This is a genomic window from Mesorhizobium sp. WSM3626, from assembly GCF_000513935.1.
In the GTDB taxonomy this organism is placed as follows: Bacteria; Pseudomonadota; Alphaproteobacteria; order Rhizobiales; family Rhizobiaceae; genus Mesorhizobium; species Mesorhizobium salmacidum.
This window is the reverse complement of record NZ_AZUY01000023.1, coordinates 65,724-84,385: the sequence shown is the minus strand read 5'-3', so window position 1 is coordinate 84,385 and position 18,662 is coordinate 65,724. Positions and strand designations below refer to the sequence as shown.

Genomic DNA, 18,662 nt, shown 5'->3' with positions numbered 1-18,662 from the left:
GCTTACTGCCCGCCCATTTCCTTCTTGCCGGCGGGCTTACTGCCCGCCCATTTCCTTCTTGCCGGCGGGCTTACTGCCCGCCCATTTCCTTCTTGAATGTATCGAAATCGACCTGCATGCCGTTGAAGATGGTGCTCCAGTGGCGCGTCAGCGCCGCCATCGCCACGGCTTCCTGGATCTCCTCGTCGGTTGCGCCGGCGCGCTTGGCGTCCTGCGTGTCCGACCAGATGCAGTAGGTGCAAGGAATCTGTGCCGCCACGGCCAGGGAGATCAGTGATTTGACCTTGGGCGGCAGCACCGTCTTGTCGCTGAGTTCGATGGCCTTGACCTCGGCCCAGGCACCAGGCAGACCGGTTTTGGGAAACTGCTTCACAAAGCTCGGTACACCGCCCATGGTCGACTGTATGTCCTTGAGGGTTGCGTCATAGTCGTCGGCGTGGCCCGGCGCGGTGCCGAGCGACAGCACGCAGGCTGCGGCGGCGAACAGGAACACATGCTTGGATGAAGACTGCACGGATTTGACGACGCGATGGTACGACATGGTTTTCTCCTCTGGTCTTTGTTAGCCTTACGATGTAAGGTAACGGTGAAAATGAACCTTACACTGTAAGTTGTCAAGCGGCGCAATGGATCAATCAATCAAGAAAAAGAGAGCGCGCGGACGTCTGTCGCGCGAGATGATCGAGGACGCGGCTTTCGAGGTGATCGAGAGGGAAGGGCTTGCCGGCTTTTCGATGCGCAAGCTGGCGGCCGCACTTGGTTGCGAGGCAATGAGCATTTATCATCACTTCCCCTCGCAGGCGCATCTCTTTGAGGCGCTGGTCGACAGGCTGATTGGTCCGTTGAAGATGCCGGATCCGGATCTGCCATGGCGCCAGAGGATGCGCATGGTGGTATTGGATTATCGGAGTATCGGTCGCGAGCATCCGGCCTTCGCGAGCTATTTTCTCAGCTACCGGATGAATTCGCCCATTTGCCTTGCCTATATCGACAACATCGTAGGTTTGTTCAATGACGGCGGCTTCGATCAAGAAATGGCCGCAAGGCTGTTCCGTGCGGTGGGGTACTATCTGTCGGGGGCGGTGCTCGACGAGACCGCCGGTTACTCAAAGGGCCCGTCGGCGGTCACAACGGTCGGCCGCGAGCAGCTTGAGCGCGATTTCCCCAACATCACCACCGCGGGACGCTACTTCGGCACCGCTGAATTCGACAAAACCTTCGATCTTGGCCTGGAGATGCTTCTGGACGAGATGGAGCGGATCCGCACTGCTACCCTGGACAGGTCCGCGCAAGGCGGCAGCCATAGCGAGCAGAAGTAGAAATAGCCAAGGTTTTCGATGCGCTTTCTGTTTGTCCTGATCCTGCTCTCCGGCACCGGCATCGGTCTCATCTACCCCTGGGCGATGACCAATTTTTCCGGTCGCGAAATCGGCACCTGGCGAGTCTATGAGCAGGGCCGGTTCACGCCGTTGACCGTATCGCTCAAAGATCGCGATGCGCCGGTGCGGGTGCTGGTCGACCTGACCGCCAGGGCCGAGCGCATCGTTTCGCAGCAGCGCACGGTATTGACGCTGACCGCGGCCACCAATGGCCGCACTGTGCTTGCCTCGACGCTGCAGTTCAACCATGTGGACAATCCGCGGCAGGCCAGCCCGCAACTGCCCGACAAGATCTTTCGCGACGAGGCCGGCCTGATCGCCACTGTCAGCCCTGGCGCTTACCTCTTCACAGTCGGCCCGGGCGATGCCGAGGACATACCGATGCGAGCGGTCGACCTTGTCTTGCGTTCCGGCGTCGGCGAGATCGACGCCCGCGCGCGGCCGATAGGCTTTTCGCTAATGGCGGTCGGCTTGATCGGCTTCCTGCTATCCCTGCGTTCCGGTGGCGGCCGGCCAGAAAATCCGAACTCGCAACCGCCGCCGCCACGCTGGGGCAGGGGTCCCACATGAACTACCGCCACGCCTACCATGCCGGCAATTTTGCCGATGTCGTCAAGCATGTCGTGCTGACGCGCCTGCTCGATTATCTGAAGCAGAAGGACAAGGCGTTTCGTGTCGTGGACACCCATGCCGGCATTGGCCGCTACGACCTGTCGTCACTCGAAGCGCAAAAGACCGGTGAGTGGCAGGGCGGCATCGGCAGGCTGATCGATGCCTCGTTCGACGCGAAGGCGGCGGCGCTGCTGGCGCCCTATCTGGCGGCGGTGCGCTCGCTCAATCCCGAGGGCGGCGTGAAGAAATATCCGGGCTCGCCGCTGCTCGCGCGCAATCTCCTGCGCAAGCAGGACCGGTTGTCGGCGATCGAACTGCATCCGAAAGACGCCGCGAAGCTGAAGGCGGAATTCGCCGGCGATTTCCAGACAAAGGTGATGGAACTTGATGGCTGGCTTGCGCTTGGGGCGCACCTGCCGCCGAAGGAAAAGCGCGGCTTGGTGCTCATCGATCCGCCTTTCGAGGAAGAGGGCGAGTTCGGCCGCCTCGTCGAGGGGCTGGTGAAGGCGCACAGGCGCTGGCCCAACGGCATCTACGCGCTGTGGTATCCGATCAAGAACCGCAAGCCGATCATCGCCTTCAGGAAAGCGCTGAAGCAATCCGGCATCCCGAAAATCCTCGACATAGAATTCGAGATCAGGCCGGCCTCTTCGGAACCCAGCCTCGATGGCACCGGCATGGTGGTGGTCAATCCGCCCTTCATGCTGGAAGGCGAACTGCGAACCATATTGCCGGCACTGCACAAATTGCTCGCCGTGGAAAAGCCGGCGCATTGGTCGATGGAATGGCTGGCCGGCGAGCAGGCCCCGCCGCCGGTATAGCTGGATTTGATTGCCGCGCCCCGTGCGACCGCATGATCCGCCCGCAGGGAACTTCGCCGTTACCCGCGGGTTGCTGCTTACAGCAACTGCCCGCGCCGGTTTCTGGAAACCATTGTTTCGGCAACCGCTTGACCGCCGTCGAGCGAATCCGCACAGTGCGCGCAACCGACCTTGAGAGGCTGCCATGACTCGCTTCGCCAAATCCGCACTTGCTGCCCTGATTTCGCTCTGCACGCCCCTTGCCGCGCCTCTCGGTATCACCCAGGCGGTCCATGCGGCTGACCTTGCCGTCTATTCCGAGGACGATGGCAGCGTCTGTGGGGAGACATGGGTGCTGAGCAAGATCACGCATCGGTTCTCCTACCAGGTGCATCACGTGCCGCATCTGCCCGAGGTCGCCATCACCGATTTTCGCGACATTCGCCAGCACCGCTATGAGCAGGCGAGCGAGGAATGGCCGATTGGCCGTCACTATTGCCGGGCAACCGTCAGCCTGTCGGATGGCCGGGACCGGTCGATCTTCTATCTGATCGAGGAAGGCCAGGGCTTTGCCTCGATCGGCGACAATGTCGAGTTCTGCGTCTCGGGCTTCGATCGCTGGATGGTCTATAACGGCCGCTGCCGCGTCCTGCGCTGAACGCGTCTCTTCTTTCCCGATCTTTTTTCGCGCCTGCGGCCTGAAGGGGTCGCGGGCGCTTTGATGTCCTGCGTTGACAGGTGATGCATTCCGTTGCACTGTGAGACAGACCTGTCTCATCACCTGGTTAGCGCATGACACCGTCACCTGCTTCCGACAAACGCCAGCATGTCGTCGAAACGGCCTATGCGCTGTTCAAGCGCGCCGGTTTCCATTCCACCGGCATCGACCGTATCATCGCCGAGGCGGACGTGGCCAAGATGACGATGTATCGCCATTTCCCCAGCAAGGACGAGCTGATCGTCGAGGTGCTCGACTATCGCGCCAGGCGTTTTGACGATCAGCTCGACCGGCTCGCCAGGGAGGGGACCACGCCGGAGCAGAAAATCGCGAAGATCTTCGACTGGCATGGCCGCTGGTTCCGCAGACCGGATTTTCATGGTTGCCTGTTTGCCCATGCCTTGGCCGAGTTCGGCGATCCCCAGCATCCGGTGTTCAAGGCTGTCGCCAGGCAGAAGAATAGCCTCAGGCAGCGCCTGCAGTCGATCCTCGAGCAGATGATGCCGCGCGGGCGGGCCGAGAGTGCGGCGACGACCCTGTTGATGCTGATCGAAGGTGCGACCCTGATGGCGCACATGGGGCAGGGAGACACCGCTATCCGCGACGCCCGCAAGGCTGCCCTGGACATCATCGCCGCCTCGCGCGGGCCGCAATGAGCCCGCTGGTCATCGGGCTCGCGCTGTTCGCGGCGATTCTGCACGCAAGCTGGAACGCCTTCCTGCGAACGGGTGCCGACAGATTGTGGACCGTCACCGTCATGAGCTTCTCCAGCACGGCGCTTGCCATTCCCCTTGCAATCTTCAATGGCTTTCCGGCGACGCCCGCCTGGCCCTATGTCGGGCTCTCGGCCTGCCTGCAGGTCGGCTACAGCGTGTTTCTGGTGGCCGCCTACAGATATGGCGAACTGGGACAGGTCTACCCGATTGTTCGCGGCAGCGTGCCTCTGCTCGTCACGCTCGGCGGGTTCCTGCTGGCCGGCCAGCATCTCACCGCTCTGGAGACCGTGGGCGTTGCCCTGGTCGGCTGCGGCATCATGGCTCTTTCGCTTGGGCGAGGAAGAGCCACCACGACATCTATCCTCTATGCGCTGGCAACGGGGGCAATCATCGCCGCCTATGCGATGGTCGATGCGATCGGCGTTCGTGCGGCGGGCAATGTCGGCGCCTACACCGCCTGGGTCCTGCTGGCCTATGGCGCACTGCTGCCGGCGACCTTCGTCGCCTGTCGCGGCAGGCTCGCTGTCGATGCACGGGCACCGGAAACCTGGAAGGCGCTGGGCGGCGGCCTGTTCGCGCTTTTGGCCTATGGCGTGGTGGTGGCGGCCTTCGCGCTCGGGCCTGCCGGTCCGATCACCGCGATACGTGAGACCAGCGTCGTCTTCGCGGCCTTCATCGGTCGGTTGTTTCTCGGCGAGACGCTGACGCCCCGGCGAGTCAGCGCCTGCGCCGTCGTCGCGCTCGGCGCCATTTTTCTCGGCTATCAGCCGTGATGAAGACCCACACGCCTGCCGGCACGCGGCGATTCCGCCGCCATGGAAAAATTGTCGGACGGGCGGCTCGCCGTATCATGAGACGGTGAACCGCTCAAAGGCGTTCGCTCGCCGTAGGGCTATTTTCTGCGCTGCGTTGCCTCGGCCTGATCGATGATCTTGCGAAGAAAGGCAATGTGACCGCGAAAGGCCCGCCGCCCGGCCGTCGTGGCTCTGATCCGTGTCTGCGGCCGACGTCCGACAAAGAGCTTTTCAATGTCGGCATAGCCAGCTCTGGCCAGCGTATCGAGATGTGCCCCGAGATTGCCGTCGGTGGTCTCGATCATGGCCTTCAACTGGGTGAACTCAAGCGCCTCGCGCCTTTCCAGCGTGTTCAGGACGGCCATGATCCTGAGCCGCGTACTCTGGTGGATAATGTCATCGGCGCTCATCAATAAGCTCCAATGCGGCAAAGCCTCGGGCTGTCGCCGCGTAACCCGGCAATCCCTGCCAGCGGTGTGTCCCTTGCCTTTGCACGGCCGAAATCAAAGGCGCGATAACATCCCCTGACAGAATACTCTGCCATACAGAGTATTCTGTCAATCAGAAAACAGATGCTCGCAACATGCTTGACAAGGTGATCTTCAGATCGGGTGTCGCATCGCGCTCGTGATCCGCATGGACCGCTCGCTTGCAAAAGATGATCGCCTCGATGAGACGGCAAGTGATGATATTCATGACCGAAGATCATGCGTGAAGTTGCTCGCTGATCTTTGGAGCTTCATGGCGAACTCGCATCGGGAATGCCGGTGTCAAATTGCTGGCGCCGCCGGAAGATCAACGGCGGATTTTTCCGGTGATGAGTGTGATTGTGTGTCGATCGCAACCAAAATTTAAGTTGAGAAAATCATACCATTGCTTCGCTGGCTAGCGAGACGCGAGTCAGATATGCATTGCGCGCCGGGGTCATTCACGGCCATCGGCATAACGTGAAGGGGCATGACATGGCTAAGCAGTCATCTAAAGCGCCGGCATCCAAGGCACCGGCAAAGAAAGCACCCGCAAAAGCAGTCGCGGCGAAGGCCGCAACGGCAGTGAAGAAAGCAGCGCCTGCCGCCAAGCCGAAGGCCGCCGCGGCCAAGGCACCGGCGAAGAAGCCTGCGGCAGCGGCAAAGGCCGTCGCGAAGCCGGCAATGAAGAAGGCGGCGCCCGCGAAAGCCGCGGCGAAGCCGGCAGCGAAAGCGGCACCGGCCAAGAAGCCTGCGGCCAAGGCGGCGGCCAAACCCGCAGCCAAACCCGCAGCGAAGAAGGCGGCTCCCGCCAAGGCCGCGGCAAAGCCGGTAGCGAAAGCGGCACCGGCCAAGAAGCCGGCGGCCAAGCCAGCTGCGAAGGCAGCCGCCGCCGCGACCAAGCCGGCGGTGAAGAAAGCCGCGGCGCCGAAGGCAAAGGCAGCGCCCGCGAAGGCGAAGGCTCCGGGCAAGAAGTAGACGGATCGTTGGGGCGTCGCGTGTCCTTCGGGATGCGGCAAGGACGCTCTGACGCTCTGGATCGGAGCATATTCGGCAACGGGTTCAGCCCTCGGGACTGAGCATCGGGAAGGGGCCGAGGGGCAAGCAAAGCGAGGCGCCGGTTGGCTGCCTCGCTCGCCCGACTCTCTTTCGCCCTCGCGGTGGTTGGCGAAGGTTCTCGGCGCGACGCTTTGGCGCCTGTGAAGTATGGGCTCCTGTGACGTGTGAACGCGGGGTTTAAACCCGGGGGCTTGCTGTCGTGGCCTGCTGACTTCCTATTGTGCCGGTTCAGTTTGTCGTGATGCCAGGACGGAAACCGCGGCGGGTTTCTGGTCGCTGGTTTTTTGCACTCTGGCGATTGATCGCAAGAGTTTGTCCGGTCAACACTGGACGGTCGCAAACAGGAAACCGATCATGCCGAAGCTGCTCTACGCGTCCGCCTCTCCCTACAGTTCCAAGGTAAGGATGGCCGCGGCCTATGCCGGGATCGCTCTCGAGGAGGTGCCGGTCAGAACCGAGGACAGGCCCGCCGAACTGATCGGCGCCAATCCGCTCGGCAAGATCCCGGTGCTGGTGCTCGACGATGGCCGTCCGATTCACGACAGCCGCGCCATCACGCAGCACCTCAACCGGATTTCGAAGAACGCGTTGTTTCCACGCAATCCCGACAGGCGTCTGGAAGCGGAAGTACTGGAGGCGCTGGCCGACGGTATCTGCGATTGCGCGCTGTCGATGGTCTATGAGCGCCGCACCCGCCCCGAAGAGATGGTCTATCAGCCCTGGCTCGACCGCCAGTGGGCGAAGATCACGGCAGCACTCGACCTGCTCAATGCCAATCCGCCAAAACTGCCGAAGAAGATCACGGCCGGTCAGTTGGCGTTGCGTGCCTGCCTCGGCTACCTCTCGCTGCGTTTCGCCGGCAAATGGGAAAAGGGCCGTGGCCGGTTGACCCGCTGGGCGGCGCGTTTCGACGGAAGATTCCCGGAGCTGAAGTCCGTGGTTCCGGCCTAATGCATGTCGCCCGGAAGTGTCCTCGGTTCCGGGACAACGACATGCATAAAATCAAAAGCTTACAGCAGGTCGGGCGAATCCTATTCGCCGCGACATGCTGTAAGCGACCGGACATAAAAAAAGCCGGGCGCGAGGCCCGGCTTTTCGTGTCGTGGCTTGAACGACTTAGAACTTCATGCCGAGGCCAAAGGTGACGCGGTTGTCCGTCGCCTTGACCTTGCCAATACCACCTTCGAAGCTCTTGCTGCCGAAGTCGGTGTAGCGATATTCGACACGGCCGAACACGTTGTCGGTCAGCTTGATGTCGGTGCCGACGCCGGCGGTCCAGCCGAGCATGGTGGCGGTGTCGCTGGCGCCGAGAACGGTGTCTTCCACCTTCAGGCTTCTGCCGGCGAGGCCGCCGGTGCCATAAAGCAGGATTTCCGGGGTCACGGCGTAGCCGAGACGGGCACGCAGCGAGCCTTCGAAGCCGCCCTTGGAGTGGATGCCGTTGTCGTCACCCTTCACGCCGTCGTAGCCGAGTTCGGCTTCACCGCCGTACACGAAGTTCTCCTGCTGCCACTGATAGCCGCCGAAGACACTGCCGACAAAACCCTTGGTATCGGTCGAAACGCCGAAATCCTTTTCCTTGGTCTTGCCGCTGAAGCCGTAGCCCAGGTTGATACCGGCATAAGGGCCGGCCCACGAGGCGACCGGAAGTTCGGCAACCGGAGCGGGTGCCGGCGGCTCTTCCGAAACGACGTCCGCGGCATAAGCGGTACCGCTGAGGGCGAAGAGCCCGAGCGCAACAGCCAGCGGCCGTGCGAATTTAAAATTGGCTTGCATTGTTCTTTACTCCTTAAGCCACAGGACACAGGCTTGTTTCTCACGATCGCCATCGACCCGTCCGGGGGGTGAAACGGATCTGGCGTTCGTCGGTTCCAAATGTCGTGTCAAAATGCGGCTGAACCGAACCTGAACTTGGGTCATTCCCCGGCACGAATGAGGCAGAACCTTGACGTTGCATCTTCGCAACAGCGAAATGTCAGCAGCAAGTTCATGCTGTGCTGCACACCGCTTGGTGCAAGGAGTCGAGCGACCTATATTGCGATCCAATGGTTCCGAGTCCAAGAGGGCTCGGCATGCCGAACCGGGCACTTCGCCACAATGTTGCCCCAGGTGCGAACGCCGTTTAACGCATGCCGGGCCACATTTCGTCGGCATCGCGTTTCGGGCCGAAATTGAGGATTGACAGCAGATGAGCAAAGCCACTGCCGTGGCGCTGGTGACCGGTGGGGCGAAACGGATCGGCAAGGCGATCGTCGAGGACCTCGCCAGCCATGGTTTTGCGGTCGCCATCCATTCCAATCGCTCGCACGATGAGGCGGATGCGTTGGCCGCGGGGATTAACCGGTCGGGCGGCCGCGCCGCCGTGATGGCGGCTGATCTGACCGACATGGACGCCGTCAGCGACCTCGTCGGCCAAGCGGAAGCAGCGCTGGGCCCAATTTCGCTGCTGGTCAACAATGCTTCGCTCTTCGTCGATGATTCCGTGGAAGATTTCGACTGGCACGCCTGGGACCGCCATTTTGCCATTCACGTAAAAACCCCGGCGCTGTTGGCGCGGAACTTCGCCCGTTCCCTGCCGGAAGGGCAGGAGGGGCTGATCGTCAACGTCATCGACCAGCGCGTCTGGAGGCCGACACCGCGCTATTTTTCCTATGCGCTGTCGAAATCGGCATTGTGGACCCAGACGCAGATGCTGGCGCAGGCACTCGGACCCGGCATCCGCGTCAATGCGATAGGGCCGGGCCCGACGCTGAAGAACGTGCGCCAGGACGATTCGGATTTTGACGCGCAGGTCGCTGGCCTCATTCTGAGGCGCGGCCCGGAATTGCCGGAATTCGGCGCCACCATCCGCTATCTCTGGGAGACGCGCTCGGTCACCGGCCAGATGATCGCGCTCGATGGCGGCCAGCATCTTGCATGGCAGACGCCCGATGTGACAGGCATGGCGGAATGAGTCCTTTGGATCACAAGAACAAGGCGCGCGGCGGCGCTGATGATCTTCCTCCCGAAATCGACCTCGAGGACGAGGCGCTGGAGGAGATCGTCGAACCGGTTGGCCCGGATGTCGCCTTCACGGCCATCGACTGGACGCCGCACGCCGGCGACGCCGAAGGCATGATCGGCGCCGAGGTGATCCAGACGCTGGTCAAGCGGCTGCCCAATGCGCCCGGCGTCTACCGGATGATGAACGCCGCCGGCGACGTGCTCTATGTCGGCAAGGCGCGCAGCCTGAAGAAGCGTGTCACCAATTACGCGCAAGGCAGATTCCATACCAACCGCATCGGCCGCATGGTACGCGAGACGTCGACGATGGAGTTCGTCGTCACCCGCACCGAGATCGAGGCGCTGCTGCTTGAAGCAAATCTTATCAAGCGTTTGCGGCCGCGGTTCAATGTGCTGATGCGGGACGACAAGTCGTTTCCGTATATCCTTTTGACCGGCGACCATGTCTCGCCCGGCATTTACAAGCATCGCGGCGCACGCTCGCGCAAGGGGGACTATTTCGGCCCCTTTGCTTCGGCCGGCGCTGTTGGCCGTACCATCAATTCGCTGCAGCGCGCTTTCCTGCTCAGAAGCTGCACCAATTCCTTCTACGAGAACCGCACGCGGCCATGCCTGCTCTACCAGATAAAGCGCTGCGCCGGTCCGTGCACCGGCGAGATATCGCATGACGGCTATGCCGAGCTGGTCGCCGAAGCGAAGGATTTTTTGTCTGGCCGCAGCCAGAAGGTGAAGACCGAGATTTCGGCTGCCATGCAGCAGGCTTCGCAAGACCTCGATTTCGAGCGCGCCGCGATCTATCGCGACCGGCTGGCTGCCCTGTCGCACGTGCAGAGCCATCAGGGCATCAACCCGGCGACCGTCGACGAAGCCGATGTCTTCGCTATCCACCAGGAGGGCGGCCAGGTCTGCATCCAGGTGTTTTTCTTCCGCACCGGCCAGAACTGGGGAAACCGTGCCTATTTCCCCAAGGCCGATCCGGCGCTGGAGGGATCGGAAGTGCTGGGCTCGTTCCTGGCGCAATTCTACGATGACAAGCCGACACCGCGTGCCATTCTCCTGTCGCAGACCGTCGAGGACCAGGAACTGCTGGCCGAGGCGCTCTCGACGCGCGCCGGCCGCAAGGTGGCGATCTCGGTGCCGCAGCGCGGCGAGAAAAAGGATCTGACCGACAACGCCTTGCAGAATGCGCGTGAGGCGCTTGGCCGCCGGCTGGCCGAAACCTCGACGCAAGCGCGGCTGCTTGCCGGTTTCGCCGAGACCTTCGGCCTGACCAAGCCGCCAGTGCGCATCGAGGTCTACGACAACTCGCACATCATGGGCACCAACGCCGTCGGTGCCATGGTCGTCGCGGGGCCGGAAGGCTTTGTGAAGAACCAGTACAGAAAATTCAACATCCGCTCGACCGAGATCACACCGGGCGACGATTTCGGCATGATGCGCGAGGTGATGGAGCGGCGCTTTTCACGGCTGCTCAAGGAGCATGGCGACGTTGCTCCCGACGAGACTGCCTCGGCGGATTCAGGCGACGATATCGAAGACGATATTTCCGGAAGCTTCCCTGCCTGGCCCGATGTCATCCTGATCGATGGTGGCCAGGGCCAGATGACGGCGGTGCGCAAGATCCTGTCGGATCTCGGCATCGAGGACCGGGTCGTGGCCATCGGCATCGCCAAGGGACAGGACCGCGATGCAGGCCGCGAGCGCTTCTTCGTCAAGGGCAGGGACTCGTTTTCGCTGCCGGTGCGCGATCCCGTTCTCTATTTCGTCCAGCGGCTGCGCGACGAGGTCCACCGCTTCGCCATCGGTTCGCACCGGGCCCGCCGCAAGAAGGAAATGGTCAAGAGCCCGCTCGACGAAATCGCCGGCATCGGCCCCGGCCGCAAGCGCGCGCTTCTCTTGCATTTCGGCACCGCCAAGGCGGTCAGCCGTGCCGCAGTCGAGGATCTGAGGAAGGTCGACGGCATTTCCGAACAGGTGGCGAAACTGGTCTACAATCACTTCCACGAGAGCTGAAGAAAATCGTCACTTTCAGCTGGCCAGTCGAATCTGGCCTGTTGACCCCCTACATCCGCTTCTGATTTGAGTACGCAGGCAGAAAGAGTCTCTGAAGACATGGCCCAGCGCGCATTTAACCTGCCCAACATGCTGACCTACGCCCGCATCATCGCGGTGCCGCTGGTCGTGCTGTGCTTTTTTCTCGAGGGCCATCTGAAATCGAGCGACTTCGCCCGCTGGTCGGCGCTGGTCATTTTCCTGCTGGCGTCCGTCACCGATTATTTCGACGGCTATTTTGCGCGCGCCTGGCAGCAGACCTCCAACATCGGCAAGATGCTCGATCCGATCGCCGACAAGCTGCTGGTCGCCACCTGCCTCTTGCTGCTGGCGGCCGACACCGACCGTCATGCCGGTATCGCCGGCTGGTCGCTGTGGGCGGCGATCATCATCCTGTGCCGCGAAATCCTGGTTTCGGGCCTGCGCGAATATCTGGCGGCGCTCAAGGTTTCGGTGCCGGTGACGCAACTTGCCAAGTGGAAGACCACCATCCAGATGGTCGCCATCGCCTTCCTGCTGGCGGGACCGGCCGGTGACAAGATCTTTCCGCTGACCACGCAGACCGGCCTCGTGCTGTTGTGGATCGCGGCCCTCGTGACGCTCTACACCGGCTACGACTATTTCCGCGCCGGTCTCAAGCACATCATGGACGAGTGAGATGACGACCCGTCTCATCTATTTCGCCTGGGTTCGCGAACGGATCGGCACATCGCAGGAAGATGTCGAATTGCCCGCCGGCATCGAGACGGTCGCCGACCTCTTGCGCTGGCTGCAATCGCGCGGCGAAGGGTACCAACACGCGCTGCAATATCCCGATGTCATCCGCGTCGCCATCAACCAGGAACATGTCGATCACCGCGAGAAGATATCGGGCGCACGCGAGATCGCACTGTTCCCGCCGATGACCGGGGGCTGACACTCATGCCGGCCGTCCTGGTGCCGACCGTGCGCATTCAGCGCCAGGATTTCGACGTCGCCGCCGAGATCGCCGCGCTGACGCAGGGCCATGCCGACATTGGCGCGGTGGTCACCTTCTCCGGCCTGTGCCGCGACGAGCAGGGCGCTCTCTCGGCACTCGAGCTCGAGCACTATCCAGGCATGGCTGAAGCCGAGATCGGCCGCATCGCAATCGAAGCCACCGAGCGCTGGCCGCTGCAAGGCCTCACCGTCATACATCGCCATGGCAAGATCGCGCCGGGGGCGAATATCGTGCTGGTGGTGGCCGCTTCGGCGCACCGCCATGCGGCATTCGAGGCGGCGAACTTCCTCATGGACTATCTCAAATCGCGTGCGCCGTTCTGGAAGAAGGAGCATCGCACCGACGGCTCCGAGGGCGGCTGGGTCGATGCCAAGGAAACCGACGCCGAGGCAGCTCGGCGCTGGAAGCAGCCGTCGTCCGAATAATACCGTGCAGGCGTCACGGAACGACCGCAATCCTTCTGCCAACTGGTCACGTGACTGATTTGGGCAAGGGAGACGGTCATGCTGGACAGGATCGCCGAGTTCTTCGTCTTCGGCTTAGTGCCGCTGGTCGTCGGCATCCTGGCGGTGCCGGAGCTTTCCCTTGCCGCGGAAAAGGCGGTGAGGGGCGAGGTGATCTATCGCGAGCGCATCGCATTGCCACCCAGCGCCGTGCTTTCCGTCGAGCTTGCCGACGTTTCGTTGGCGGACGCGCCCGCCAAAATCATCGGGCAACAGAAGATCAGGCCCGCCGGCCAGGTGCCGATCAGCTTCGAGATCAAATTCGACCCCTCTGTCATCCGACCGAGTATGACCTATGCGCTGCAGGCCCGGATCACCGTGGACGGAAGGCTGATGTTCATCTCCGATGTGCGCCATCAGCTCGATCCGCTGACCGACGCGCCACAGACCATCATGCTGAAGATGGTCGCACCCAGCAAGGAGCCAGTGACTTCCGTCTTTGATCAGCTCTGGGTGGTCGACTATGTCGACGGCATTGGCGCCATCACCGCGCCGCAGGCAACCTTCAAGATCAGCAAGGCCGGCAAGGCCGGTGGCAACGGTCCCTGCAACACCTATTTTGCCACGGCGAAGGTCGAGGGTCAGGCGATCGCGATCGGCGATATCGGTTCGACCTACAAAGCCTGCGCGCCCAATGTGATGGCCGAGGAAAAAGCCCTGTTCGATGCGTTGGCCAACGCGGCGTCATATACTGTCGATGCCGGCAAGCTCGCCATATCGGACAAGGACGGCCGCGAAATCCTGCGCTTCAGCGCCGCAAGCTGATTGCTCACCCTGCCTGTTCGAACACGGCGCCGTAGTGGTATGGCGGCACGTCAACCATTTCAGCCAGCTTGAAACCGGCCGGCTCCACGGCGGCGATGGTCTGTTCCGGCGACAGTCTCAACTCAGTCTTCGGTCCGCGAGGCTCGCCCAGCATCACCGTTCGCTCGCGCGGCGTCCGATGCCAGTTCACAATGGCAAAACGGCCTGACGGGCCAAGCGTCGCATGGACCGCGCGGGCCAGGCGGAGCTGATCCGGAACTCCATGAAAGGCGTTTGCCATGAAGATGAAATCGGCGGGTCGAGCTGCCAGGCTAGCAACCTCATAGGCGTCGCCCGCCGCGAAGTCGCAATTCGACAGGCCATTTTCAGTCAGGCGCCGACGCGCGACTTCGAGCAAGTCGCCATCGATATCGATGGCGGTGACATGACGCGCGACCCTGGCAATCTGCAACGTGAACCAGCCATCGCCGGAGCAGAGATCGATCACGTCCATACCCGGCTTGATCCCGGTGGTCGCAAGCACTGCCGCCGGATCGGGCCACAGCGCCTCCCACCATCCGCTGGTCGGCATATCGGTGCCCTGGAAGAACCCTGGAATTGCACTTGTCATGGTCGGATCGACTCCATCGCGACGGTGCTTCGCGCCCGGTCCATTCACGCATCTCGTACTTTGCCGGACTTTCCGGCGGCTCGCTTCATGTGAGATGGCGCAGAGCTTGAGACCATGTCCTTATACGAAAAAAGGCCGACATTTCGCCGGCCTTTTCGCATGGAAAATTACGGTGTTCAGCTCAGCCGACGATCTCGGTATCCGAGAACCAGTACTTGATCTCCTGCGCGGCCGTTTCCGGCGCGTCCGAGCCGTGCACCGAGTTCTCGCCGATCGACAGCGCATGCACCTTGCGGATGGTGCCTTCGGCGGCATTGGCCGGATTGGTGGCGCCCATCACATCGCGGTTCTTGGTAATGGCGCTCTCGCCTTCCAGGACCTGCACGATGGTCGGGCCCGAGGACATGGATTCCACCAGCTCGCCGAAAAACGGCCGCTCCTTGTGGACGGCGTAGAAGCCTTCCGCCTCGCGGCGGCTCATCCACACCCGGCGCGAGGCGATGACGCGCAGGCCGGCTTCCTCCAGCATCCTGGTGATGGCGCCGGTGAGATTGCGCCGCGTTGCGTCCGGCTTGATCATGGAAAAAGTGCGTTCGAGCGCCATGGGTCGTCCTTGTCTGAATTTGAATTGAGAGTGGCGGGCTCTATACAAGCCGCCCGGCCTATTGCCAAGGGGGTGAGGAGCGGGGTGAGGAGCGGTCCGCGCAGCGGGCGGAAAGCCAATTGCTTTTGCTTTCCGAGCGACGAACGCCCGGAGCGACAGCGAGCGCCGGACCGGTCTGCGCTTCCATGGCTGGTCGCCGCAGGCAGGCGGGATCAGATGGCTGCAAAGCAACGGTTTGCTTGCTATAGTCGCTCGGTCGGCGCCGCGCTGAAGTCGGCCCGAAGGGAGACAACATGACCATGACAGACGATCGTCAGGAGCGCATTCGCAACCGTGCACATCAGATCTGGCAGGAAGAAGGGCAACCGGCCGGTCATCACGAACGCCATTGGCACCAGGCGGCGGCCGACGTCGATCGGGAGGACGCGGGGAAGCCGTCGGCGGACAAGAAGCCAGCCAAGAAGGCATCCGGCGCCGGCAAGGCAAAGGCAGCCCCCAAGGAAGAAAAGGCCGCCGCGAAAGCCAGCAAGCCGAAGACCAGCAAGCCAAAGAAGGCGGCCAAATAAGGCCAGCTGTTCCGCCGCTGATTTTCGCAACAGGTAGACGGCGCTCGAGCTGCCTTGCAGGCAGGCAGGCCTTTGCGTCCGTCACGCTGCGGCGGAAACCTTTCGTCCCAGCCCGCCATGCAGGTCGAGGCAGCGGGTGAACCACTGCGCCACCGCGTCGCTGTCTTCGAGCAACTTGTAAGGTGATGCGATACGCGCCCATTGCAGCGCGCCGAAGACGATATAGTCGGCAAACAGCGGCGAGGCGCCGCCGATGAACGGCTGGTAGCTCAACATGGAGCGCAGCGGCTCCAGCGCTGCCCGGAAGCTTGCCAGGCCGGCGTCGCGTGCGGCGACGACGTCCTCCAGCCGCTTGCCGAGGCGCTGCTCCCGGCTCTGTCGGAAATACGAGGCGTTCTCCTCGTCTTGCATGGCATGAAGGTCAACGACCGCCGCGGTGGTGACATAAGGGTGAATGGTCAATTGCGACCAGCGCTCGATGAAGCGCGCCATCGCCTTGCCGCCTTCGCCGCCAAACAGCGTCGGGCGATCCGGATAGGCCTCATCGAGATAGAGCGCGATGGTGAAGGAATCGGCAACGACCTTGTCGCCATCGCGGATAACCGGAACGGTTTTCGAGACACCGCCTTCAATGGCCGGCACTTCGAGAAAACGCGTCGGCGCGGTCGAGGCATCAAGTCCCTTATGGGCCAGCGCCATCATTGCCTTCCAGCAATGCGGGCTGAACGGACGGCCCTCGTCACGCCCGACGAGATCATAAAGCAGAATGGTCATTGGCGCCGGTTCCTTTGCGGTCTAGGTATCGCTCCCGACACCCGAAACAGGCGCGGCGGGAAAAAGATGAAACAGCACTTCATGATGTTTGCGGCATACAATCAATGGGCCAATGGCCGCATCTACGATGCCGCCGACGATCTCAACGATGAGGAATTCAATCGCGACGTCGGCGCCTTCTTCGGCTCGCTGATGGGCACGCTCAACCACCTGCTCGCCGCCGATCGCATCTGGATGAAACGCTTCACCGGCGAAGGCGCCGCGCCGACGACATTGGACGCCATATTGTACCGGGCCTTGCCTGTCCTGAGGACAGCGCGCGAGGCCGAGGACCGGCGGATCATCGACTGGCTCGGCGGCTTGAACGACAAGGCGCTGTCGGGTCGTTTCACCTATATGACCGTATCGGACATGCGCACCGTCTCGCAGCGCCTGGCGCCCGCGCTGGCTCATGTCTTCAACCACCAGACCCATCACCGCGGCCAGGCGCATATGATCCTGACGGTTCTGGGCCGCCCTTCCGTACCGCTCGATCTGGCGCATTTCCAGCGCACCGAGGAAGGAAGGGCCTTCGCCTGATCCACATGGTTTTGTTTTAAATTCGGGGCGACCGGTTCGCGCGGGCTACCGTCGCATTTTTTGCCGTAGCCCCACTTTTACATCAGGCCACTCGGAATCGATAATGCTGAACCGGACGGAATTGCGTTTCCGGCCGTCCGGCATGATCCGTTCATTGCGAACGATTCCTTCCTGTTTTGCTCCTATTCTCAAAATGGCCGCTCTCGACGCGTCATTGAGTTCGTCGGTCGTGAATTGCACGCGAACACAGCGCATGACTTCAAATGCCTGAACCAGGAGAAGATATTTAGCCTCGGTATTGACGCCCGATCGCTGGACCGAACTGCCGAGCCACGTGTGCCCAATCTCCAATTTTCTGTTCGCGCGATCGATTTTCCAGAACCGCGTACTACCGCAAATCAAGCCCGTGGCGCGCAGGATGATTGCGTATGGCATGACGGTCCCGGCCTGTCGTCCAGCCAGGGCATTGGCAATATAATCATCGATCGCGCCTGGCCCAGGAACCACGGTGGCCTTCAGGTTCCATAGCTCGCCATCCGCGGCGGCACTCAAAAGCGCTGCGGAATGCTCTGGCTGAAGGGGGCTGAGCTCAACGAGATCCCCGACCAAGGCGGGTTGCCTGGATTGGACGCCCATCAATCGGTGATCCCTATTCTCATGTCTGCGGTCACCGAGCGGCAAGTGAGGCCTATTCGAATTCAGACAGCCTCTGAAGCCAAGTCGGTGACTTCGCTGTCCAACTGGCGTTGCGTCATGGCCGCTTCCGCCATCACCCATTGTTTGAACAGCAGCACCTTGCGTGCGGCAGGGCTCTTGTGGGGCGAGACAAAGTACCAACCGGCTGTGTTCGGATGATGAACGGCAAACGGAGCGATCAGCTTTTCGGCGCGGATATCGCCGGCCATATAGGCACGGTTGGCAACGGCAAAACCCATTCCTGAGTTGGCCGCCTCGTAGGACATCATGCACGAATCGAAATAGATGCTTTTGGTCTCGCTGAGCACAAAACTGGCACTAGCAAAACCAAGCCAGGATTGCCAGTTCTGGGTGCAGGTGTCGGAATGCAGCAACGTGAAGTGCTTGAGGTCGTCCGGTGTGACCTTTGACAGCGGCTTCTGGCCGAGAACTTCATGGAACAGCTTGCGGCTGCACACCGGCGTCAGGTCTTCCCGAAACAACAGGTCCGATGGCAGTCCGTTGAAGTGGCCGTCGCCATAGCGGATTTCGAGATCGAATTCGGAAGTCGTGAACTCATGCGTCGCGTACGAGGTCGAAACTCGCATCACGATATCGGGATATTGCTGCTGAAAAAGTGGCAGGCGCGGAAACAGCCAGCGTGCGGCAAATGTCGGCAGCACGGATATCTTCAGCACATGTTCCTGTGATTGCCCGGTCGCTTCCATGCTGGCGGCGACGATCCGCTCCAGCGCCTCGCGAACGCGCGAGACATAGGTCTCGCCCTCGGGTGTCAGCGACACCGCATTGCCGCCGCGCTGGAAAATCTTGAAGCGCAGCTGGTCCTCCAGGCTTTTGACGCGCTGGCTGACCGCCGAAGCGGTGATGAACTGTTCTTCGCCGGCACGCGTGAAATTGCCATGCCTCGCAGCACTCTCCACGATTTTCAGCGAATTGAGGTTGACCTGACTGAGCAGACGCACGGCTTCGACCTTAAGCTGGGCTTA

General features: G+C 61.8%; 24 protein-coding genes. 16 read left to right on the top strand and 8 right to left on the bottom strand.

Annotated elements, in window-relative coordinates; genetic code table 11:
- Positions 1-70: 70 nt before the first annotated feature.
- Positions 71-541 (bottom strand): carboxymuconolactone decarboxylase family protein, encoded by a 471-nt coding sequence (locus M653_RS0117620; RefSeq protein ID WP_027144533.1) that lies wholly within the window; start codon positions 539-541, stop codon positions 71-73.
- Between the two features lie 136 nt (positions 542-677).
- Between M653_RS0117620 and M653_RS0117615 the strand changes: the two genes are divergently transcribed.
- From M653_RS0117615 to M653_RS0117590, 6 genes are all read left to right on the top strand, one after another.
- Complete coding sequence (locus M653_RS0117615; RefSeq protein WP_245262195.1) at positions 678-1,319, top strand: TetR/AcrR family transcriptional regulator; 642 nt, start codon at positions 678-680, stop codon at positions 1,317-1,319.
- Positions 1,320-1,337: 18 nt separating this feature from the next.
- Positions 1,338-1,949, top strand: coding sequence for a hypothetical protein (locus tag M653_RS0117610; RefSeq protein WP_027144531.1), 612 nt, complete (start codon positions 1,338-1,340; stop codon positions 1,947-1,949).
- Positions 1,946-2,812 (top strand): 23S rRNA (adenine(2030)-N(6))-methyltransferase RlmJ, encoded by an 867-nt coding sequence (locus M653_RS0117605; protein ID WP_027144530.1) that lies wholly within the window; start codon positions 1,946-1,948, stop codon positions 2,810-2,812. The genes M653_RS0117610 and M653_RS0117605 overlap by 4 nt, the downstream gene beginning before the upstream one ends.
- Before the next feature lie 184 nt (positions 2,813-2,996).
- The gene (locus M653_RS0117600; RefSeq protein ID WP_027144529.1) at positions 2,997-3,449 is read left to right on the top strand and encodes a hypothetical protein; all 453 of its coding nucleotides are present in this window, start codon (positions 2,997-2,999) and stop codon (positions 3,447-3,449) included.
- Between the two features lie 134 nt (positions 3,450-3,583).
- A complete protein-coding gene (locus tag M653_RS0117595; RefSeq protein WP_027144528.1) occupies positions 3,584-4,165 on the top strand; it encodes a TetR/AcrR family transcriptional regulator in 582 nt (193 codons plus the stop codon).
- Positions 4,162-4,998, top strand: coding sequence for a DMT family transporter (locus M653_RS0117590; RefSeq protein WP_027144527.1), 837 nt, complete (start codon positions 4,162-4,164; stop codon positions 4,996-4,998). The genes M653_RS0117595 and M653_RS0117590 overlap by 4 nt, the downstream gene beginning before the upstream one ends.
- Before the next feature lie 119 nt (positions 4,999-5,117).
- Here M653_RS0117590 and M653_RS0117585 read toward each other — a convergent pair whose 3' ends face one another.
- Positions 5,118-5,429 carry a transcriptional regulator gene (locus M653_RS0117585; protein ID WP_027144526.1) on the bottom strand — a complete coding sequence of 104 codons (312 nt, stop codon included), beginning with the start codon at positions 5,427-5,429 and terminating at the stop codon, positions 5,118-5,120.
- Between the two features lie 642 nt (positions 5,430-6,071).
- On the opposite strand from M653_RS0117585, the gene M653_RS1000000135735 reads away from it, so the two are divergent.
- A complete protein-coding gene (locus M653_RS1000000135735; protein WP_198028799.1) occupies positions 6,072-6,464 on the top strand; it encodes a hypothetical protein in 393 nt (130 codons plus the stop codon).
- 435 nt (positions 6,465-6,899) lie between these two features.
- Positions 6,900-7,496, top strand: coding sequence for a glutathione S-transferase family protein (locus tag M653_RS0117570; RefSeq protein ID WP_027144524.1), 597 nt, complete (start codon positions 6,900-6,902; stop codon positions 7,494-7,496).
- A 165-nt stretch (positions 7,497-7,661) separates the two neighbouring features.
- Here the strand turns inward: M653_RS0117570 and M653_RS0117565 are convergent, their stop codons facing one another.
- On the bottom strand, positions 7,662-8,321 hold the full coding sequence (locus M653_RS0117565; RefSeq protein ID WP_027144523.1) for an outer membrane protein: 660 nt from the start codon (positions 8,319-8,321) through the stop codon (positions 7,662-7,664).
- A gap of 412 nt (positions 8,322-8,733) precedes the next feature.
- On the opposite strand from M653_RS0117565, the gene M653_RS0117560 reads away from it, so the two are divergent.
- The 6 genes from M653_RS0117560 to M653_RS0117535 all read left to right on the top strand — a co-directional run bounded on the left by M653_RS0117560 (position 8,734) and on the right by M653_RS0117535 (position 13,847).
- Positions 8,734-9,498: an SDR family oxidoreductase gene (locus M653_RS0117560; RefSeq protein ID WP_027144522.1), complete on the top strand. Its 765-nt coding sequence runs from the start codon at positions 8,734-8,736 to the stop codon at positions 9,496-9,498.
- The gene (uvrC, locus tag M653_RS0117555; protein WP_027144521.1) at positions 9,495-11,561 is read left to right on the top strand and encodes an excinuclease ABC subunit UvrC; all 2,067 of its coding nucleotides are present in this window, start codon (positions 9,495-9,497) and stop codon (positions 11,559-11,561) included. The genes M653_RS0117560 and uvrC overlap by 4 nt, the downstream gene beginning before the upstream one ends.
- Before the next feature lie 99 nt (positions 11,562-11,660).
- Positions 11,661-12,257, top strand: coding sequence for a CDP-diacylglycerol--glycerol-3-phosphate 3-phosphatidyltransferase (gene pgsA, locus M653_RS0117550; protein ID WP_010915213.1), 597 nt, complete (start codon positions 11,661-11,663; stop codon positions 12,255-12,257).
- Between the two features lies 1 nt (position 12,258).
- Positions 12,259-12,516 (top strand): molybdopterin converting factor subunit 1, encoded by a 258-nt coding sequence (gene moaD, locus M653_RS0117545; RefSeq protein WP_027144520.1) that lies wholly within the window; start codon positions 12,259-12,261, stop codon positions 12,514-12,516.
- 5 nt (positions 12,517-12,521) lie between these two features.
- Complete coding sequence (locus tag M653_RS0117540) at positions 12,522-13,004, top strand: molybdenum cofactor biosynthesis protein MoaE (protein ID WP_027144519.1); 483 nt, start codon at positions 12,522-12,524, stop codon at positions 13,002-13,004.
- A 78-nt stretch (positions 13,005-13,082) separates the two neighbouring features.
- Complete coding sequence (locus tag M653_RS0117535) at positions 13,083-13,847, top strand: YbaY family lipoprotein (protein ID WP_027144518.1); 765 nt, start codon at positions 13,083-13,085, stop codon at positions 13,845-13,847.
- Positions 13,848-13,851: 4 nt separating this feature from the next.
- Here M653_RS0117535 and M653_RS0117530 read toward each other — a convergent pair whose 3' ends face one another.
- On the bottom strand, positions 13,852-14,457 hold the full coding sequence (locus tag M653_RS0117530; RefSeq protein ID WP_027144517.1) for a class I SAM-dependent methyltransferase: 606 nt from the start codon (positions 14,455-14,457) through the stop codon (positions 13,852-13,854).
- Between the two features lie 181 nt (positions 14,458-14,638).
- A complete protein-coding gene (gene ndk / locus M653_RS0117525) occupies positions 14,639-15,061 on the bottom strand; it encodes a nucleoside-diphosphate kinase (protein WP_027144516.1) in 423 nt (140 codons plus the stop codon).
- A gap of 293 nt (positions 15,062-15,354) precedes the next feature.
- On the opposite strand from ndk, the gene M653_RS0117520 reads away from it, so the two are divergent.
- The gene (locus M653_RS0117520) at positions 15,355-15,627 is read left to right on the top strand and encodes a DUF2934 domain-containing protein (RefSeq protein WP_027144515.1); all 273 of its coding nucleotides are present in this window, start codon (positions 15,355-15,357) and stop codon (positions 15,625-15,627) included.
- 81 nt (positions 15,628-15,708) lie between these two features.
- Here M653_RS0117520 and M653_RS0117515 read toward each other — a convergent pair whose 3' ends face one another.
- Entirely contained in the window at positions 15,709-16,401 is a 693-nt protein-coding gene (locus M653_RS0117515; protein ID WP_027144514.1) for a glutathione S-transferase family protein, read from the bottom strand.
- Positions 16,402-16,467: 66 nt separating this feature from the next.
- Here M653_RS0117515 and M653_RS0117510 point away from each other — a divergent pair, with 66 nt between their 5' ends.
- The gene (locus M653_RS0117510) at positions 16,468-16,980 is read left to right on the top strand and encodes a DinB family protein (protein ID WP_027144513.1); all 513 of its coding nucleotides are present in this window, start codon (positions 16,468-16,470) and stop codon (positions 16,978-16,980) included.
- 45 nt (positions 16,981-17,025) lie between these two features.
- Here the strand turns inward: M653_RS0117510 and M653_RS0117505 are convergent, their stop codons facing one another.
- Both M653_RS0117505 and M653_RS0117500 read right to left on the bottom strand, forming a co-directional pair.
- Entirely contained in the window at positions 17,026-17,589 is a 564-nt protein-coding gene (locus M653_RS0117505) for a GNAT family protein (protein ID WP_245262194.1), read from the bottom strand.
- An 89-nt stretch (positions 17,590-17,678) separates the two neighbouring features.
- Complete coding sequence (locus M653_RS0117500; RefSeq protein WP_027144511.1) at positions 17,679-18,638, bottom strand: LysR substrate-binding domain-containing protein; 960 nt, start codon at positions 18,636-18,638, stop codon at positions 17,679-17,681.
- Between the last annotated feature and the right edge of the window lie 24 nt (positions 18,639-18,662).

Excerpts from the sequence above, each read along its gene's own strand:
- M653_RS0117620 (WP_027144533.1), bottom strand. The coding sequence starts at position 541 with ATGTCGTACCATCGCGTCGTCAAATCCGTGCAGTCTTCATCCAAGCAT.
- M653_RS0117615 (WP_245262195.1), top strand. The coding sequence starts at position 678 with ATGATCGAGGACGCGGCTTTCGAGGTGATCGAGAGGGAAGGGCTTGCC.
- M653_RS0117610 (WP_027144531.1), top strand. The coding sequence starts at position 1,338 with ATGCGCTTTCTGTTTGTCCTGATCCTGCTCTCCGGCACCGGCATCGGT.
- M653_RS0117605 (WP_027144530.1), top strand. The coding sequence starts at position 1,946 with ATGAACTACCGCCACGCCTACCATGCCGGCAATTTTGCCGATGTCGTC.
- M653_RS0117600 (WP_027144529.1), top strand. The coding sequence starts at position 2,997 with ATGACTCGCTTCGCCAAATCCGCACTTGCTGCCCTGATTTCGCTCTGC.
- M653_RS0117595 (WP_027144528.1), top strand. The coding sequence starts at position 3,584 with ATGACACCGTCACCTGCTTCCGACAAACGCCAGCATGTCGTCGAAACG.
- M653_RS0117590 (WP_027144527.1), top strand. The coding sequence starts at position 4,162 with ATGAGCCCGCTGGTCATCGGGCTCGCGCTGTTCGCGGCGATTCTGCAC.
- M653_RS0117585 (WP_027144526.1), bottom strand. The coding sequence starts at position 5,429 with ATGAGCGCCGATGACATTATCCACCAGAGTACGCGGCTCAGGATCATG.
- M653_RS0117570 (WP_027144524.1), top strand. The coding sequence starts at position 6,900 with ATGCCGAAGCTGCTCTACGCGTCCGCCTCTCCCTACAGTTCCAAGGTA.
- M653_RS0117565 (WP_027144523.1), bottom strand. The coding sequence starts at position 8,321 with ATGCAAGCCAATTTTAAATTCGCACGGCCGCTGGCTGTTGCGCTCGGG.
- M653_RS0117560 (WP_027144522.1), top strand. The coding sequence starts at position 8,734 with ATGAGCAAAGCCACTGCCGTGGCGCTGGTGACCGGTGGGGCGAAACGG.
- uvrC (WP_027144521.1), top strand. The coding sequence starts at position 9,495 with ATGAGTCCTTTGGATCACAAGAACAAGGCGCGCGGCGGCGCTGATGAT.
- pgsA (WP_010915213.1), top strand. The coding sequence starts at position 11,661 with ATGGCCCAGCGCGCATTTAACCTGCCCAACATGCTGACCTACGCCCGC.
- moaD (WP_027144520.1), top strand. The coding sequence starts at position 12,259 with ATGACGACCCGTCTCATCTATTTCGCCTGGGTTCGCGAACGGATCGGC.
- M653_RS0117540 (WP_027144519.1), top strand. The coding sequence starts at position 12,522 with ATGCCGGCCGTCCTGGTGCCGACCGTGCGCATTCAGCGCCAGGATTTC.
- M653_RS0117535 (WP_027144518.1), top strand. The coding sequence starts at position 13,083 with ATGCTGGACAGGATCGCCGAGTTCTTCGTCTTCGGCTTAGTGCCGCTG.
- M653_RS0117530 (WP_027144517.1), bottom strand. The coding sequence starts at position 14,457 with ATGACAAGTGCAATTCCAGGGTTCTTCCAGGGCACCGATATGCCGACC.
- ndk (WP_027144516.1), bottom strand. The coding sequence starts at position 15,061 with ATGGCGCTCGAACGCACTTTTTCCATGATCAAGCCGGACGCAACGCGG.
- M653_RS0117520 (WP_027144515.1), top strand. The coding sequence starts at position 15,355 with ATGACCATGACAGACGATCGTCAGGAGCGCATTCGCAACCGTGCACAT.
- M653_RS0117515 (WP_027144514.1), bottom strand. The coding sequence starts at position 16,401 with ATGACCATTCTGCTTTATGATCTCGTCGGGCGTGACGAGGGCCGTCCG.
- M653_RS0117510 (WP_027144513.1), top strand. The coding sequence starts at position 16,468 with ATGAAACAGCACTTCATGATGTTTGCGGCATACAATCAATGGGCCAAT.